This window comes from Streptomyces microflavus, assembly GCF_014650075.1.
Lineage (GTDB): Bacteria > Actinomycetota > Actinomycetes > Streptomycetales > Streptomycetaceae > Streptomyces > Streptomyces microflavus.
Map to the genome: position 1 here is coordinate 162,395 of NZ_BMUG01000003.1, position 15,152 is coordinate 177,546.

Sequence of the window (15,152 nt, forward strand, 5' to 3'; positions counted from 1 at the left end):
GAGGGGCCCGGACCGCTGGTGCGGCCGTACCCCGGTCCACCGCGCAGGACGCCCCCGGCCGAACCGAACGGGGGCTTTTCGGGTACGGAAGGCGAAACACGACATGTCGGCGCTCAGCACCATCCACATCGACGGCACCTGGCGGGCCGCCGGATCAGGCGCCACGCGCGAGATCCTCGACCCCGCCGACGCCACCGTCCTGGCCGTCGTCGCCGAGGGCGGCGTCGAGGACACCGATGCGGCGATCGCGGCGGCGCGGCGCGCCTTCGACGACGGCCCCTGGCCGCACAAGCCCGTCGCCGAGCGGGCCGGGCTGCTGCGCCGGGTCGCCGAGCTGCTCCAGCGGGACCGCGAGGAGATCGCGATCACCGAGAGCCGCGACACCGGCAAGACCCTCGAAGAGGGCCGGGTCGACGTCGACGACGTGACAGGAGCCTTCCGCTACTTCGCCGACCTCGTGATGAACGAGAGCGGCGGCCGGGTCGTCGACGCGGGCGACCCCGACGTCCACAGCATCGTCGTCCACGAGCCCGTCGGCGTCTGCGCTCTCATCGCCCCCTGGAACTACCCCCTCCTCCAGGCCAGCTGGAAGATCGCCCCGGCCCTCGCCGCCGGCAACACCTTCGTGCTCAAGCCCAGCGAGGTCACCCCGCTCTCCACCGTCCACCTGATCAAGCTGCTCGCCGAGGCGGGCCTCCCCGACGGCGCGGCCAACCTCGTCACGGGCGCGGGCGACCCCGTGGGCGCCCGGCTCTCCGAGCACCCCGACGTCGACCTGGTCTCCTTCACCGGCGGCCTCGCCAGCGGTACGAAGGTGGCCCAGGCCGCCGCCCCCACCGTGAAGAAGGTCGCCCTGGAGCTCGGCGGCAAGAACCCCAACGTGGTCTTCGCCGACGCCTGCGCCACCGACGCCGGCTTCGACACCGCCGTCGACCAGGCTCTGAACGCCGCGTTCTTCCACAGCGGCCAGGTCTGCTCCGCCGGCGCCCGCCTGATCATCCAGGACTCCGTCAGCGAACGGTTCGTCACCGAGCTGGCCCGCCGCGCCGACGCCATCCGCCTCGGCCGGGGCACCTTCGACGGCGTCGAGTGCGGCCCGCTCGTCTCCGCCCAGCAGCTCGCCAAGGTCGAGGCGTACGTCGCCTCCGCCCGCGAGGAGGGCGCGATCGTCCGGGCCGGCGGCGCGCGCCCCGAGCCCAGCGACGTACGTCCCGAAGGCGGCTACTTCTACCGGCCGACCGTCCTCGACGGCTGCCACCGGGAGATGAAGGTGGTCCGCGAGGAGACCTTCGGACCGATTCTCACCGTCGAGACCTTCCGTACCGAGGAAGAGGCCATCACGCTGGCCAACGACACCGACTACGGCCTCGCGGGCGCCGTCTGGACGAACGACGCCGGCCGGGCCCGCCGGGTCGCCGGACGGCTGCGTCACGGCACCGTCTGGATCAACGACTACCACCCCTACCTCCCGCAGGCCGAGTGGGGCGGCTTCGGGAAGTCCGGTACGGGACGCGAGCTGGGCCCGACGGGGCTCGCCGAGTACCGCGAGTCCAAGCACATCTACCAGAACCTCAACCCGCGCCCCCAGCGCTGGTTCGCCGGCTGACACCTGCGGGGGCCCTGATCGAAGCAACCCCGGGGCCCCGCCCGGCTGTTCGCAGCACCACGCACACGCACGAACCTTGCAGAAGGAGCAGTGACCGATGCCTTCCACCCCCCGCAGCACCGCAGTCCCCGACCCCGACGGCCCCGTGGCCGACTACGTGATCGTCGGCGGCGGCACCGCCGGATCGGTCATCGCCTCCCGGCTCACCGAGGACCCCGAGGTCACCGTCACGGTCATCGAGGGCGGCCCCACCGACATCGACCGCGACGACGTGCTGACCCTGCGCCGCTGGCTCGGCCTCCTCGGCGGCGACCTCGACTACGACTACCCCACCACCGAGCAGCCGCGCGGCAACTCCCACATCCGGCACAGCCGGGCCCGGGTCCTCGGCGGCTGCTCCTCGCACAACACGCTGATCAGCTTCAAGCCGCTGCCCGGCGACTGGGACGAGTGGGCCGAGGCGGGCGCCGAGGGCTGGGGCGCGGCCGCGATGGACCCCTACTTCGCCAAGCTGCGCAACAACATCGTCCCGGTCGACGAGAAGGACCGCAACGCCATCGCCCGCGACTTCGTCGACGCCGCCCAGGCAGCGGCCGGGGTCCCGCGCGTGGACAGCTTCAACAGCAAGCCGTTCCACGAGGGCGTGGGCTTCTTCGACCTGGCCTACCACCCCGAGAACAACAAGCGCTCCTCCGCCTCGGTGGCCTACCTCCACCCGCACATCGAGGCCGGCGACCGCCCCAACCTCCGCATTCTGCTGGAGACCTGGGCGTACCGGCTGGAGTTCGACGGCACCCGCGCCACCGGCGTACACGTCCGGACGAAGGACGGCGAGGAGATCCTGCTGCGCGCCGCCCGTGAGGTCATCGTCTGCGCGGGCGCGGTGGACACGCCCCGGCTGCTGCTGCACTCCGGGATCGGCCCGCGCGAGGACCTGGAGGCGCTGGGCATCGAGGTGCGCCACGACCTCCCGGGCGTCGGCGAGAACCTGCTCGACCACCCCGAGTCCGTCATCGTCTGGGAGACCGACGGGCCCATCCCGGAGAACTCCGCGATGGACTCCGACGCGGGACTCTTCGTCCGCCGCGACCCCGGATCCCGGGGCCCGGACCTGATGTTCCACTTCTACCAGATCCCGTTCACCGACAACCCGGAGCGGCTCGGCTACGAGAAGCCCGAGCACGGGGTGTCGATGACGCCGAACATCCCCAAGCCGCGCAGCCGGGGCCGCCTCTACCTCACGAGCGCCGACCCCGAGGCCAAGCCGGCCCTGGACTTCCGCTACTTCACCGACGAGGACGACCACGACGGCCGTACCCTGGTCGACGGCATCAAGCTCGCCCGTGAGATCGCGGCCACCGAACCGCTCGCCCACTGGCTGAAGCGCGAGGTCTGCCCCGGTCCCGAGGTCACCTCGGACGAGGAGATCAGCGAGTACGCCCGCAAGGTCGCCCACACCGTCTACCACCCGGCGGGCACCTGTCGGATGGGCGCCACCGACGACCAGGAGGCCGTCGTGGACCCGCAGTTGCGCATCCGGGGCCTTCAGTCCATCCGGATCGCCGACGCGTCCGTCTTCCCGACCATGCCCGCCGTCAACCCGATGATCGGAGTCCTCATGGTCGGCGAGAAGTGCGCCGAACTCCTTGGCGAGCAGGCGCGTGCCGCCGTTCCGGTCACCGGTACCAGCACCGGAGGTGATGTCCGATGACCGTAACCAAGGCCACCGAGGCCGCAGTTGAGGCCGCCGACGAGAACGCCGTGTTCTCCGTGCGCAACCTCTGGAAGGTCTTCGGCCCCAAGGCCGACCGGATCCCCGGCAGCGAACACGCCTCCCTCCCGCCCGCCGAACTGCGCGAGGCCACCGGCTGCACCGCCGCCGTACGCGATGTCTCCTTCGACGTCCGCAAGGGCGAGGTCTTCGTCGTCATGGGCCTGTCGGGCTCCGGCAAGTCGACCCTCGTACGCTGTCTGACCCGGCTGATCGAGCCCACCAGCGGCACCCTCGCCATCGACGGTGAGGACGTCCTCGCCATGGACCGCTCCCGGCTGCGCGAACTGCGCCGCCACCGCGCCGCGATGGTCTTCCAGCACTTCGGACTGCTGCCGCACCGCACGGTGTTGGACAACGTCGCCTACGGCCTGGAGATCCAGGGCCTCAGCAAGGCCGAACGCCGTGCCAAGGCTGCCGAGTTGGTGGAGAAGGTCGGCCTCGCGGGCCTGGAGGACCGGCGCCCCTCCCAGCTCTCCGGCGGACAGCAGCAGCGCGTCGGCCTCGCCCGCGCGCTCGCCGTCGACCCCTCCGTCCTCCTCTTCGACGAGCCGTTCAGCGCGCTGGACCCGCTGATCCGCCGGGAGATGCAGGACGAGGTGGTCCGGCTGCACCGCGAGGAGGGCCGCACCATGGTCTTCATCACCCACGACCTCAGCGAGGCGCTGCGCCTGGGCACCCGGATCGCGCTGATGCGCGACGGCGGCATCGTCCAGCTCGGCACCCCCGAGGAGATCGTGGGCTCACCCGCCGACGACTACGTACGCGAGTTCGTCCGGGACGTGCCGCGCGAGCAGGTCCTCACCGTCGCCACCGCGATGCGCCCCGCGCTCGCAGGGGAGAGCGAACGCGGCCCGGCCGTGCGCCCCGAAGCCACCGTGTACGAGGCCATCGAGGCGGTCTCCCGCTCCGGCGACCCCGCCGCCCGGGTGATGGACGGCGGCCGGCTCGTCGGCGTCGTCGACCACGCGTGCCTGCTGGACGTCGTGGCCGGCACGACCGACCCCGACAAGGCGACCGCCCCCGACGCTCCGGACGGCTCCCGCGAGGTGACCGTCTGATGGCCACCGCCCAGGCCACCCCGGTCCGCCCCGCGCGAGCGGGCGCGCGCCGGGGACCGCTGGCCGCCCTCCGCGACCGCCCGGCCGCCGGAAAGCTCCTGCTCCTCGCGCTCGCCGCCGTCATCCTCGTCCCCCTCGTGCACAGCCGCTGGGGAGGCGGCATCTGGCCGGACGCGCTCACCGCCGACCTCTCGGCGCCGCTCGGCGAGGTCACCGACTGGATCGTCTCCAACCGGGACAACCACCCGCTCTTCCTCTACTTCTTCGGCCACATCAGCAACGCCGTCGTGCTCTCCGTACGCGGGGTCTACCTGATCCTCCTGGCCCTCGGCTGGGCCGGTGTCACCGTGCTCGCCGCCGCCGTCGCCTGGCGCGTCGCGGGTATCAGGCTCGCCCTCACCGCGGCCGTCTCGTTCCTGGTCTGCGGGCTGCTCGGCATGTGGGTGCCGACCATGCAGACGCTCGCCCTGATGGTCGTGGCCGTCCTCGCATCCGTCGTGCTCGGACTGCTCCTCGGCCTGGCCGCCGGGCTCTCCGACCGTACGTTCCGTGTGCTGCGCCCGGTGCTGGACACCATGCAGGTGCTGCCCGCCTTCGCCTATCTGCTCCCCGTGGTGCTGATCTTCGGCATCGGCGTGCCCGGAGCGGTCCTCGCCACCGTCGTGTACGCGGCTCCGCCGATGGCGCGGCTCACCGCGCTCGGCCTGCGCGGCGCGGACGCGGGCGTCATGGAGGCCGTCGCCTCGCTCGGCGCGACCGGGAAGCAGCGGCTGCTCACGGCCCGGCTGCCACTGGCCCGCAAGGAGCTGCTCCTCGGCCTCAACCAGACCATCATGATGGCGCTCTCCATGGCCGTCATCGCCTCGGTGATCGGCGCCGGCGGCCTCGGCGACCGCGTCTACCAGGCGCTGTCCTCCGTCGACGTGGGCGCCGCCCTCGCCGCGGGCATCCCGATCGTCCTGCTGGCCGTCGTCCTGGACCGTACGACGGAGGCGGCGGGCCGCCGCATCGGCGCCGAGCCCACCGGCCCGGCCCTCCTGCGGGGATGGCGCGGCTGGACCCTGGCCGCCCTGGCCACCGCCGTCGTCGCCTTCGTCGGACGGGCCACCGACGGCCGGGTCTGGCCCGAGGACGTCACGGTGGCGATCGCCGGACCGGTGAACACCGCCAAGGACTGGATGGTCGACCACCTCTACACCGGCGTGCCCGTCGTCGGCGGCACCGCCGACCTCGCCGCCCACTTCACCAGCGGCGTCCTCAACCCGCTGCGCAGCGGACTCACCGGACTGCCCTGGTGGTCGGTGCTGCTGATCGTCGCCGCCCTCGCCTGGACCATCGGCACCTGGCGCACCGCCGCCACCGCCGTCCTCGCCATGGCCGCGATCGGCGTCCTCGGTGTCTGGGAACCGTCGATGGACACCCTCAGCCAGGTGCTCGCCGCAGTCGCGGTCACCCTGGTCCTCGGCTTCGGCATCGCCATCGGAGCCGCCCGCAGTGAGCGCCTGGAACGGCTGCTGCGCCCGGTCCTGGACGTCTTCCAGACCATGCCGCAGTTCGTCTACCTGATCCCCGTCGTCGCCCTCTTCGGCGTCGGCCGCGCCCCTGCCGCAGCGGCAGCCGTCGTCTACGCGCTGCCCGCCGTCGTCCGCATCACCACCCAGGGGCTGCGGGGCGTCGACCCGGCCGCGATGGAGTGCGCCCGCTCGCTCGGCGCCACCACCGGCCAGCAGCTCCGCCAGGTCCAACTGCCGCTTGCCAGGCCCTCTTTGCTGCTCGCCGTCAACCAGGCGGTCGTGCTGGTCCTCGCCGTCGTCATCATCGGCGGACTCGTCGGATCCGGTGCACTCGGCTACGAGGTCGTCCTCGGCCTCGCCCAGGGCGACCTGGCCACCGGGCTCGTCGCCGGAGCCGCGATCGTCTGCCTCGGCCTGATGCTCGACCGGGTCACCCAGCCCACCACCCGCCGCCAGCGACAGGAGAGCTGAGATGAACCGCTCCCGCACCCGCCTGCTCGTGGCGCTCGCCTCGGCCACCGCCCTGCTCACCACGGCAGGCTGCGGCGCCGCCGACATGACCAAGCAGTCCTCCCCGTTCGCCGCCCCCGCCGGGGTCAAGACGGTCACCCTCTCCGTCCAGTCCTGGGTCGGAGCCCAGGCGAACGTCGCCGTCGCCGAGCAGCTCCTCAAGGAGAAGCTCGGCTACCGCGTCGACCTCGTGCAGACCGACGAGGTCCCCGCCTGGGACGCCCTCAGCCAGGGCCGTGTCGACGCGATCCTGGAGGACTGGGGCCACCCCGACCAGGAGAAGCTGTACGTCGACGAGAAGAAGACCATCGTCCGCGGCGGCGACCTCGGGGTCACCGGCCACATCGGCTGGTACGTCCCGAAGTACTGGGCCGACAAGCACCCCGACGTCACCGACTGGAAGAACCTGAACAAGTACGCGGACGAGCTGAAGACCGCCGAGAGCGGCGGCAAGGGCCAGCTCATGGACGGCTCGCCCTCCTACGTCACCAACGACGTGGCCCTGGTGAAGAACCTGGACCTGGACTACAAGGTGGTCTTCGCCGGCTCCGAGGCGGCCCAGATCACCCAGATCCAGCAGTTCGCCAAGGAGAAGAAGCCCTTCCTGAGCTACTGGTACCAGCCGCAGTGGCTGTTCAACGAGGTGCCGATGGTCGAGGTGAAGCTCCCGGAGTACACCGACGAGTGCGCGGCCAAGGACCCCGCGGACATCGACTGCGCCTACCCGACGACGCCGTTGCAGAAGTTCCTCAACGCCGACTTCGTGGAGCGCGGCGGGGACGCGGCCTCGTTCCTGAAGAAGTTCCAGTGGTCGGAGAAGGACCAGAACGAGGTCTCCGAGATGATCGCCCAGCAGCGGCTCACACCGGAGGAGGCGGCCAAGCGCTGGATCGACCGCCACCCGGACGTCTGGAAGAAGTGGCTGGACAAGGGCTGAAGGACCGGACGCCGCCCTGCGCGAAGGGCGGCGCCCGCTTCCCGGCTACCGTGCCCGCACGGTAGCCAGCACATCCCGGTCCGGCTGAAGCGTCAGGCTCGGTACGGGCTCGACGACGCCCGGCTCGACGTCCAGCTCGAAGCGCCGGGCCAGCACGGCCAGGATCAGCACGGACTCGACCATCGCGAACCGGGTCCCCAGGCAGACCCGGGGCCCGCCGCCGAACGGGAACCACGCGTACTCCGCGATCTCGTCGCCGTTCGTAGCGTCCCAGCGCTCCGGGCGGAACTCCTCCGGCTCGGGGAACCACCGCGCGTCGCGGTGCGTGGACCACTGGCTGCTCCACACCCGGGTCCCCTCGGGGATCGGCAGACCGCCGAGCCGGGCCCCCTCCTTCGCCACCCCCGTGATCAGCCAGATCGTCGGGTACAGGCGCAGGGTCTCCTTCACCACCGCCTGGGTGTACGTGAGTTGGGCGTAGTCCTCGAAACCGGGCTCCCGGTCGCCGAGCACCCGGTCCAGCTCCTCGGCGAGCGCGGCCCGCACCCGGGGGTTCCGCGCGAGCAGGTACCAGGCCCACACCAGGGTCGAACTCGTCGTCTCATGGCCGCCGATGTACAGGGTGACCGTCTCGTCGCGGATCTCCTCGTCGCTGAGCCGCTCACCGCTCTCGTCGACCGCGGTGAGCAACCGGCTGAGCAGATCGGGTCGTTCGGTCTCGCCGTCGCGGTGCCGGGCCACCACCCGCCCCACCTCGGAGTCGATGACGGCGGCGGCCTTCCTGATCCGCGCCCGGCCCGGAGTCGGCACCCAGTCGGGCAGCAGCGCCCCGATCCCCGCGAACTCCTTGCCGATCTCCAGCTGGGCCACATCCATCGCCCGGCCCATCGCCTCCGAGTCCGCGGGGGTGTCCACGCCGAAGATGGTGCGCACCGCGATCTTCTGCGTCAGCGCGGCCATCTCCTTCTTGACGTCGACCCGTTCACCGTCCGACCAGGCGTCGGCCAGCTCCACCGCGGAGCTCGCCATGGTGGCCGCGTACGACTTGACCTGCTTGGGCCGCACCGAGGGCTGCACCAGCGAACGTTTGCGCCGCCAGTCCCGGCCCCGCGCCACGATGATCCCGTTGCCCATCACCGCCCGGAACGCGACGCCGAGCCGGGGCTGGTCGAAGGTGCGCTCCGTCTCGGTGAGCAGCTCGCCTATGCACTCCGGGTCGGAGATGAACACGCACCGGTTGCGCCCGAACCGCCAGCGCACCATGTCCCCGTGCCCCCGCAGGAGTTCGAAGAAGGCGAGGGGGTTCTTCCCGAACTGCGGCAGGTTCCCGAGCAGCGGCAGCCCCCTGGGGCCCGGTACGAGCGCATGGCCGCGAGACGGGGTGTCGAGCTCCGGGCCGGTCTGCGTGGACATCGAAAGGACTCCGCTCCCTGGGGTGCGCCACGGGGTGGCGCGCAATCGTTCGAACCTCATCGAACGTGATGAGGACGGCACTCCGCCAGGGCGTCGGACCGGCGTGGCCGGAATCCGCCATCAGCCGTGCGGAGTACGCGAGTTGTCGAGCGTAGCCGTACCGGCCTTCGGATTCGAACAGGGTGCGGCGGCAGAATTTCCGCCGCATGTGACAATCCCGTCATGTCGATCGACTCGCCGGCGGGCCGCGCCCGCGCGCTGTGGCAGGAACAGGCAGCCGCACCGGACGCCGTCTTCGGAACCCCCGGCCGCCCGGCGGTCCTCGTCTCCCCGGCCTCGTCCCTGGCACCGCCGTCCTGGGTGGGCGTGGTGACCATCGGGGACACGGCCCTGATCACCGCCCCCACCACCCGGGCCGCCGACTCCGTGACGACCGCCCTGGCCGGCCTCCCCACCGACCGGCTCACCGACCCCGCGACGGTCACCGGACTGCTCCCGGTGGCCGACACCCTCGGCCCGGCGGTGCTGGCCTACCTGGCCCCCAACGCCCTCCGCCCACCCAGGGCCACCGGCACCCCGACCGGACGCCTGACCCCCGGTCACGCGGTGCTGCGGGCGCTGTCGGAGGAGGCGGGCGAGGAGGAGGCGGGCGAGAGCGGGCTGGAGGAGATCACCTCACCGGTCTTCGTCGTACGGGACGGCGGCGCGGGAGTCCTCGCCGCCGCCGGCTACGCCCACTGGCCGCGCGACACCGCCCACCTCTGCGTGCTGACCGCACCGGGGGCACGGGGCCGGGGGTTCGCCCGGCAGGTGGCCTCGGAGGCCACCGCACACGCCCTCGCCGCCGGCCTGCTCCCGCAGTGGCGGGCCCGTCCGGCCGCCTCCCGCCGGGTGGCGGCGGCACTGGGCTACCGGGAGCTGGGTGCTCAGCTGAGCGTACGGCTGGTCTGAACGCGGTCCGACAGGGCACGCCCGACCGGTCCGGACCGGCACGGGCTCACAGTCCCACGATCAGCTGGATGCAGACGATCTTGACCAGGATGGCCAGGGCGAACAGCGTCGAGTAGCCGTTGTTGATCCGGCTGTCGCTCGCCCGGCTGTTGGCGTACGCCACGATCGCCGGGTTGCCGACATAGCCCGACAGCAGCCCCATCGTCCGCTCCCGGCTCTGGCCGAGCCCCTTGGCGACCAGCACCAGCAGGGAGTAGCTGACCACCGCGCCGATCGCCAGCACGGCCACCAGCTTCAGCCCGAAGAGCGAGAAGGCGTTCTCGCGGAACGAGTAGCCGGAGGTGAGGCCCACCACGGCGAGGAAGAGCAGCAGGCCGATCTGGCGCAGGGTCAGGTTGGCCCGGGTCGGCAGCGTCCACACCAGGGGGCCTGTGCGGCGGCGCCAGCCCAGGATCATGCCCATCACCAGCGGCCCCGCGCCCATGCCCAGCGCCAGCGTGGTGGAGCCGAGGGTGAGGGAGGGGATGCCGATCAGAAAGCCCAGGGCGAGGCCGACGCCCAGGCTGACCGCGCTCACCTCACTGACCTTCGCCTCGGTGTCGCCCAGGTACGTGGTGACCTCGCTCGTCCGCTCGCGCGGCATCACCACCCGTACCCGGTCGTCGAGCTGGAGCAGCAGACCGTCGTGGGCGAGCATGTCGAAGTCACCGCGCCGGACCCGGCTGACCACGGCCCCGTACTTCTCGCCGAGCCCCAGTTCGGCGACCGTGTGCCCGGCCAGGTCGGGGTTGGTGAGCAGGACCCGCCGGTAGTCCACCGCGCTGCGGTCGTCCAGCAGGTGGCGCGGGGCGAGGGACCCGAGCGCCTCCGTCGCCGCCCGTACGTCGTTCTCGCCGCCGACCAGGACGACCTGGTCGCCGGGGGAGAGGCGGTCCAGCTCCCGGGCGACCCGGGTGACGCCGTCGGCGGGGCGGTACTCGCTGGCCAGTACCCGGTGCGCGGTCACTCCGGGGACGTCGGCCCAGCGGGTTTCCCGGGCCACCTCGACCGTACGGGTGATGAGGGTGGAGGGGAGGCCCGAGTCGGGGTCGCGGCGGGCGGTCCAGGTGCGGCGGGCCGCGACCGCCGAGACGAACATGATCGTGATGACGACGGCGAGCGGGTAGCCGATGGCGTACCCGACAGCGGGCTGCGTCGGGTCGGCGGAGGCGTCCTGGGCGGCGGCGAGCCCCGGGGTCGTCGTCCCGATGCCCGCGTAGCCGCCCGCGAGGAACGGGCCGCTGATACCGAACCCGTAGTATCCGACCAGGCCGACCACCACGGCCGTGACGACCAGGGCCACCACCGCCCCCGCCATCACCGGGAGCTGGCCGCGCAGTTCACGGAAGAACGAGGGGCCCGACTCCAGGCCGACCGTGTACACGTACAGGGCCAGGCCCAGCGCCGAGACCCCGGCGGGTACGGCGGCGGCGATGTCCTCGTCCAGCGCCCCCACGAAGAGGCCGACGAACAGGACACCGGCCGCCCCCAGCCGTACCGGGCCGAAGCGCACCAGGCCGAGCAGCGAGCCGAGCGCGATCACCGCGAACACGGTCACCCACGGGTTGTCCGCGAAGAACTGCCACACCGGCGCTGCCTCCCCGTCTCGAAGCGATCCCGTCCAGGATCTTCGAGGGGCGGGGAGGCTGCCACCCGGCCGTAGGCCCGTCAGACTCCGTGCGGCACGTGCGCCGGGCGGCCCCGGCCCCGCGTCAGCGAGTAGCCGAACACGGCCGCGAGCGCGGCGAGCACACCGCCGCCGACCGTCCACAGCCAGCGGGTCGTCCACCAGCCCGACGCCCAGCCGTCCTCCGGCTCACCGGCGGCGCGGGCCTGGGAGGTTCCCGACGCACCGGTCACCGAGATGCCCGGTACCAGCGGCTCGGCGAGCGCGCCGTCCACGTGGTGGGCGCCGCCCTGGTCCACCGAGTCGGCCCGCACCTCGGCCTCGAACGGCAGCCCGAGGTCGTCGGCCGGGAGGTTCACCACCGTCAGCCGCACGTAGTAGCTGCCCGGCAGCGGGTCGTTCGCCCACGGCTCGGACCAGGACCGTACGGTGCGCAGCACACAGGAGAGCTCGACCGCCGAGGCGTCGGGTGCCGCCTTCCTGGTCTGGTGCCCGTACTGGCACGCCTGGCGGCGGCGCAGCCCGTCGTACACGTCGATCTGCCAGGTGGAGGCCGAACGCTTCGCCTCGCCCTCCGGCAGCTTCACCGTCGCCTTGACGGTGGGGCGCTGGCCGGTGTCGGCGGGGAACACCCAGTACAGGTAGTCGCCCGCCGATGCCTGCGCGGTGCCAGCCTGCCCCTGCTGGAGCGCGGTCGCCGTGCGGAAGGTGGTGCCGGCCTCGGTGGGGCCCGAGCCCTCGTCGCCGGGGCTCGCGCTCGCCGACGGGTCGTCGGCCACGGCCGCGCCCGCCGAGGTGAACAGGGTCAGCCCGGCGAGGAGCGCCCCGGCGAACGCGCGCCGCGCGCCACGGGTGCGGCGGGATGTCGTCGTCACCATCAGTTGGTCCTCCATACGGCGATGCGCCAGCGCGTGATCCAGCCGGTCAGCAGACCCGCGACCAGTCCGGTGAGGACGAGGACGCCGAGCAGCCACCAGCCGCGGCCGAGCCCGAAGGCCGCCACGTCGGACGCCTGGTCAGGTCCGTCCACGAGGTCCACGGTCAGCTCGACCGGCAGTCCGGGGGTCCGCTTCACGGATGCGGGCGCGGAGAAGGCGTTGGAGAGCTGGAGGCAGACGGTCTCGGCGGCGGGCTTGCCGCTGCCGTCGTCGCCGTCCTCGATCTCGGGGCTCGGGTAGCGCAGGCCGGAGGAGATCACATCCGTACGTCCGGTGCCGGACTCCGAGCCCCGGACGATCTCGCGCCCGTGGACCGTCACCGCGCGCAGCAGTACGCCGTAGTCGTTGTCGACGGCGCGGTCCGCCGCCACGCTCACCGAGGCGCGCAACTCCTGACCGGGCAGCACATCGACCCGGTACCAGCGGTGTTCGCCGATCTTCTCGCGGTCGGTGTAGAGGCCCGGCTCCAGCTTGGGCGCGGCGGAGCAGCTGCCCGCTCCCTCGGTCGCCACCGGGGTGATGACCGGCTCGGCCGCCCGGTCCACCAACTGCGTGACACGGCGGGAGAGTTCGTCCTTGTGCTGGACGGCCGTGTACGTGCCGCCGGTGGCCTCGGCGATGCAGGTGAGCTGCTGGCGGATCTTGGCGTTGGGCACCAGACCGAGGGTGTCGATGACCAGATGGGTGCCGCGCGCGGCGATCTCGCGGGCCACCTCGCACGGGTCGAGCGGACCGCAGGTGTCCTCGCCGTCCGTGATGAGGACGATCCGGCGGGTGGCCTCGCCGCCTTCGAGGTCGTCGGCCGCGCCGAGCAGCGCCGGGCCGATCGGGGTCCAGCCGGTGGGGGCGAGGGTGGCGACGGCGGTCTTGGCCTCGGTGCGGTCCAGCGGGCCGACCGGGTAGAGCTGCTTGGTGTCCTTGCAGCCGACCTTGCGGTCGTCGCCCGGGTAGTCGGCGCCGAGCGTGCGGATGCCGAGGTGGACCTCTTCGGGCACCGCGTCCAGGACGTCGTTGAACGCCTGCTTGGCGGCGTTCATCCGGGACTGGCCGTCGATGTCGCGGGTGCGCATGGAGCCGCTGACATCGAGGACCAGCTCGACCTTGGGGGCGGGGGTGGCCGGTGGTTCGTCGGCGGCTGCGGGGAGCACGGAGCCGAGCCCGGCGGCCAGGGTGGCCAGCGCTATGCACACCCCGGCCGTCAGCCGATTTCTTGTGATCATCGCCGGATCTTATGGAAAATCAGTTCGTATTCCCAACCGGGGCCGCCAACGGCCGTCTCCGGCTCATCCGTCAGCCTCCGAGCAGCGGTTCCGAGGCGCGGTCCAGCACCGAGGCGACCCGCTGCCAGGTCTCCATGTCCCGCTCCTGGGCGTCGAGTTGACTGCCCGTTGTGCCCGCACCCCAGGAGGTCGCCAGGGCCACGGGGTCCCCGCCGCCCGCGGCGGACGCGGCGAGCGCGGCCGCCCCGAGGGCGACCAGCTCGCCGCCCGCCGGGATGACGAGCGGGCGTCCGGAGAGCCGGCGGACCGTCTCCACCCAGCCGCGCCCCTGCGCCCCGCCGCCGATCAGCCGCAGCGGGCGGGAGGCGACCTCGGGGGCGTCGGGGTCCAGGCCGCAGGCCCGTAGAAGCGTGTCCAGCGCCCGCAGGACGGTGACGGCCGCGCCCTCGTAGGCGGCGCCGAGCAGTTGCTGCGGGGTGGTGTCGTGGCGCAGGCCGGTGAGGAGCCCCGACGCGGTGGGCAGGTCGGGGGTGCGTTCGCCGTCGAGGTACGGGAGGAGTACGGCTTCGCCGCCGGGGGCCGTGTCCTCGCGGTGCAGGCCGAGCAGGGAGGCGACCTTGTCCACGGCGAGGGTGCAGTTGAGGGTGCAGGCCAGGGGGAGGTACGTACCGTCGGCGGCGGCGAACCCGGAGAGCGCGGAGTCGGTGGAGCGGGTGAGGGAGGCGGCGAAGACGACGCCCGAGGTGCCGAGGGAGAGGACCGGGTGGTCCAGCAGCCCGGCGCCGCCGAGACCGAGGCCCACGGCAGCGCTCATGTTGTCCCCGGTCCCCGCCGCGACCGCGATGCCGGGCGGCAGCCCCAGCGCCTCGGCCGCCGCGTCGGTGAGCGAGCCGATCCTGGCCGCCCCGGTGGGCGCGACCTCGGGGAGGAGTGCCGGGTCCAGGCCGAGCAGGTCCAGCAGTACGGGGTCGTAGGCGCCGGTGGCGGTGGCGTACCAGCCGGTGCCGGAGGCGTCCCCGGGGTCGGTCGCGGCGACGCCCGCGAGCCGCTCGGTGAGGAAGTCGTGCGGCAGCCGTACCCCCACGGCGGCCTTCGCCGCGTCGGGGTCGTTCTCGCGCAGCCACTGCCACTTGGAGGCGGTGATCGAGGCGACCGGCACGGAACCGGTCCGCGCGGTCCAGGCGTCGGGCCCGCCGAGCCCGGCGGTGAGGGCGGCGGCCTGCGGGGCGGATCGGGTGTCGTTCCACAGCAGGGCGGGCCGCAGCGGACGGCCCGTACGGTCCAGCACGACGAGCCCGTGCTGCTGTCCGGCCACCGCGATCCCGGTGACCGAGCGGGCGGGCAGCCCCGACTCCTTCAGTCCGGCCGCCACCGCGTCGCCCAGCGCCCGCCACCAGACCTCCGGGTCGCTCTCCCGGGCGCCGCCCTCCCCGGTGACGACGTGCGGGGCGCGCCCCACGGCGAGCTGTTCGCCGGTCACGGCGTCGATCACGGCGGCCTTGGTGGACTGGGTGGAGCTGTCCACGCCGATGACGACGGTACGGGACGACATGGGCGGCCTCTTT

Annotated in this window: 11 protein-coding genes; 6 read left to right on the forward strand and 5 right to left on the reverse strand. The window is 72.8% G+C overall.

Going from position 1 to position 15,152, the window contains the following annotated elements; translation table 11 throughout:
* The first annotated feature begins 103 nt into the window (after window positions 1-103).
* The 5 genes from IE264_RS09710 to IE264_RS09730 all read left to right on the forward strand — a co-directional run bounded on the left by IE264_RS09710 (window position 104) and on the right by IE264_RS09730 (window position 7,399).
* A complete protein-coding gene (locus tag IE264_RS09710; protein WP_032756972.1) occupies window positions 104-1,606 on the forward strand; it encodes an aldehyde dehydrogenase family protein in 1,503 nt (500 codons plus the stop codon).
* Window positions 1,607-1,703: 97 nt separating this feature from the next.
* The gene (locus IE264_RS09715) at window positions 1,704-3,317 is read left to right on the forward strand and encodes a GMC family oxidoreductase (RefSeq protein ID WP_032756971.1); all 1,614 of its coding nucleotides are present in this window, start codon (window positions 1,704-1,706) and stop codon (window positions 3,315-3,317) included.
* Complete coding sequence (locus IE264_RS09720; protein WP_032756970.1) at window positions 3,314-4,438, forward strand: quaternary amine ABC transporter ATP-binding protein; 1,125 nt, start codon at window positions 3,314-3,316, stop codon at window positions 4,436-4,438. The genes IE264_RS09715 and IE264_RS09720 overlap by 4 nt, the downstream gene beginning before the upstream one ends.
* Window positions 4,438-6,423: an ABC transporter permease gene (locus IE264_RS09725; protein ID WP_032756969.1), complete on the forward strand. Its 1,986-nt coding sequence runs from the start codon at window positions 4,438-4,440 to the stop codon at window positions 6,421-6,423. Before IE264_RS09720 ends, IE264_RS09725 begins: the two co-directional genes overlap by 1 nt.
* Before the next feature lies 1 nt (window position 6,424).
* Complete coding sequence (locus tag IE264_RS09730; RefSeq protein WP_032756968.1) at window positions 6,425-7,399, forward strand: ABC transporter substrate-binding protein; 975 nt, start codon at window positions 6,425-6,427, stop codon at window positions 7,397-7,399.
* Between the two features lie 45 nt (window positions 7,400-7,444).
* Here IE264_RS09730 and IE264_RS09735 read toward each other — a convergent pair whose 3' ends face one another.
* The gene (locus IE264_RS09735) at window positions 7,445-8,812 is read right to left on the reverse strand and encodes a cytochrome P450 (protein WP_032756967.1); all 1,368 of its coding nucleotides are present in this window, start codon (window positions 8,810-8,812) and stop codon (window positions 7,445-7,447) included.
* Window positions 8,813-9,034: 222 nt separating this feature from the next.
* On the opposite strand from IE264_RS09735, the gene IE264_RS09740 reads away from it, so the two are divergent.
* Window positions 9,035-9,763: a GNAT family N-acetyltransferase gene (locus IE264_RS09740; protein ID WP_032756966.1), complete on the forward strand. Its 729-nt coding sequence runs from the start codon at window positions 9,035-9,037 to the stop codon at window positions 9,761-9,763.
* A gap of 46 nt (window positions 9,764-9,809) precedes the next feature.
* Here IE264_RS09740 and IE264_RS09745 read toward each other — a convergent pair whose 3' ends face one another.
* The 4 genes from IE264_RS09745 to xylB form a co-directional block, all read right to left on the reverse strand.
* Window positions 9,810-11,390, reverse strand: a complete 1,581-nt coding sequence (locus tag IE264_RS09745; protein WP_032756965.1) for an aspartate:alanine exchanger family transporter — start codon at window positions 11,388-11,390, stop codon at window positions 9,810-9,812.
* Between the two features lie 80 nt (window positions 11,391-11,470).
* Complete coding sequence (locus IE264_RS09750; protein WP_106973100.1) at window positions 11,471-12,307, reverse strand: hypothetical protein; 837 nt, start codon at window positions 12,305-12,307, stop codon at window positions 11,471-11,473.
* Complete coding sequence (locus IE264_RS09755; protein ID WP_032756964.1) at window positions 12,307-13,587, reverse strand: VWA domain-containing protein; 1,281 nt, start codon at window positions 13,585-13,587, stop codon at window positions 12,307-12,309. Before IE264_RS09755 ends, IE264_RS09750 begins: the two co-directional genes overlap by 1 nt.
* A gap of 70 nt (window positions 13,588-13,657) precedes the next feature.
* Window positions 13,658-15,139 (reverse strand): xylulokinase, encoded by a 1,482-nt coding sequence (gene xylB / locus IE264_RS09760; protein ID WP_032756963.1) that lies wholly within the window; start codon window positions 15,137-15,139, stop codon window positions 13,658-13,660.
* Window positions 15,140-15,152 lie beyond the last annotated feature (13 nt).

What these genes read in the sequence shown, in the direction of transcription:
- IE264_RS09710 (WP_032756972.1), top strand. Translation starts at nt 104, where the DNA reads ATGTCGGCGCTCAGCACCATCCACATCGACGGCACCTGGCGGGCCGCC.
- IE264_RS09715 (WP_032756971.1), top strand. Translation starts at nt 1,704, where the DNA reads ATGCCTTCCACCCCCCGCAGCACCGCAGTCCCCGACCCCGACGGCCCC.
- IE264_RS09720 (WP_032756970.1), top strand. Translation starts at nt 3,314, where the DNA reads ATGACCGTAACCAAGGCCACCGAGGCCGCAGTTGAGGCCGCCGACGAG.
- IE264_RS09725 (WP_032756969.1), top strand. Translation starts at nt 4,438, where the DNA reads ATGGCCACCGCCCAGGCCACCCCGGTCCGCCCCGCGCGAGCGGGCGCG.
- IE264_RS09730 (WP_032756968.1), top strand. Translation starts at nt 6,425, where the DNA reads ATGAACCGCTCCCGCACCCGCCTGCTCGTGGCGCTCGCCTCGGCCACC.
- IE264_RS09735 (WP_032756967.1), bottom strand. Translation starts at nt 8,812, where the DNA reads ATGTCCACGCAGACCGGCCCGGAGCTCGACACCCCGTCTCGCGGCCAT.
- IE264_RS09740 (WP_032756966.1), top strand. Translation starts at nt 9,035, where the DNA reads ATGTCGATCGACTCGCCGGCGGGCCGCGCCCGCGCGCTGTGGCAGGAA.
- IE264_RS09750 (WP_106973100.1), bottom strand. Translation starts at nt 12,307, where the DNA reads ATGGTGACGACGACATCCCGCCGCACCCGTGGCGCGCGGCGCGCGTTC.
- IE264_RS09755 (WP_032756964.1), bottom strand. Translation starts at nt 13,587, where the DNA reads ATGATCACAAGAAATCGGCTGACGGCCGGGGTGTGCATAGCGCTGGCC.
- xylB (WP_032756963.1), bottom strand. Translation starts at nt 15,139, where the DNA reads ATGTCGTCCCGTACCGTCGTCATCGGCGTGGACAGCTCCACCCAGTCC.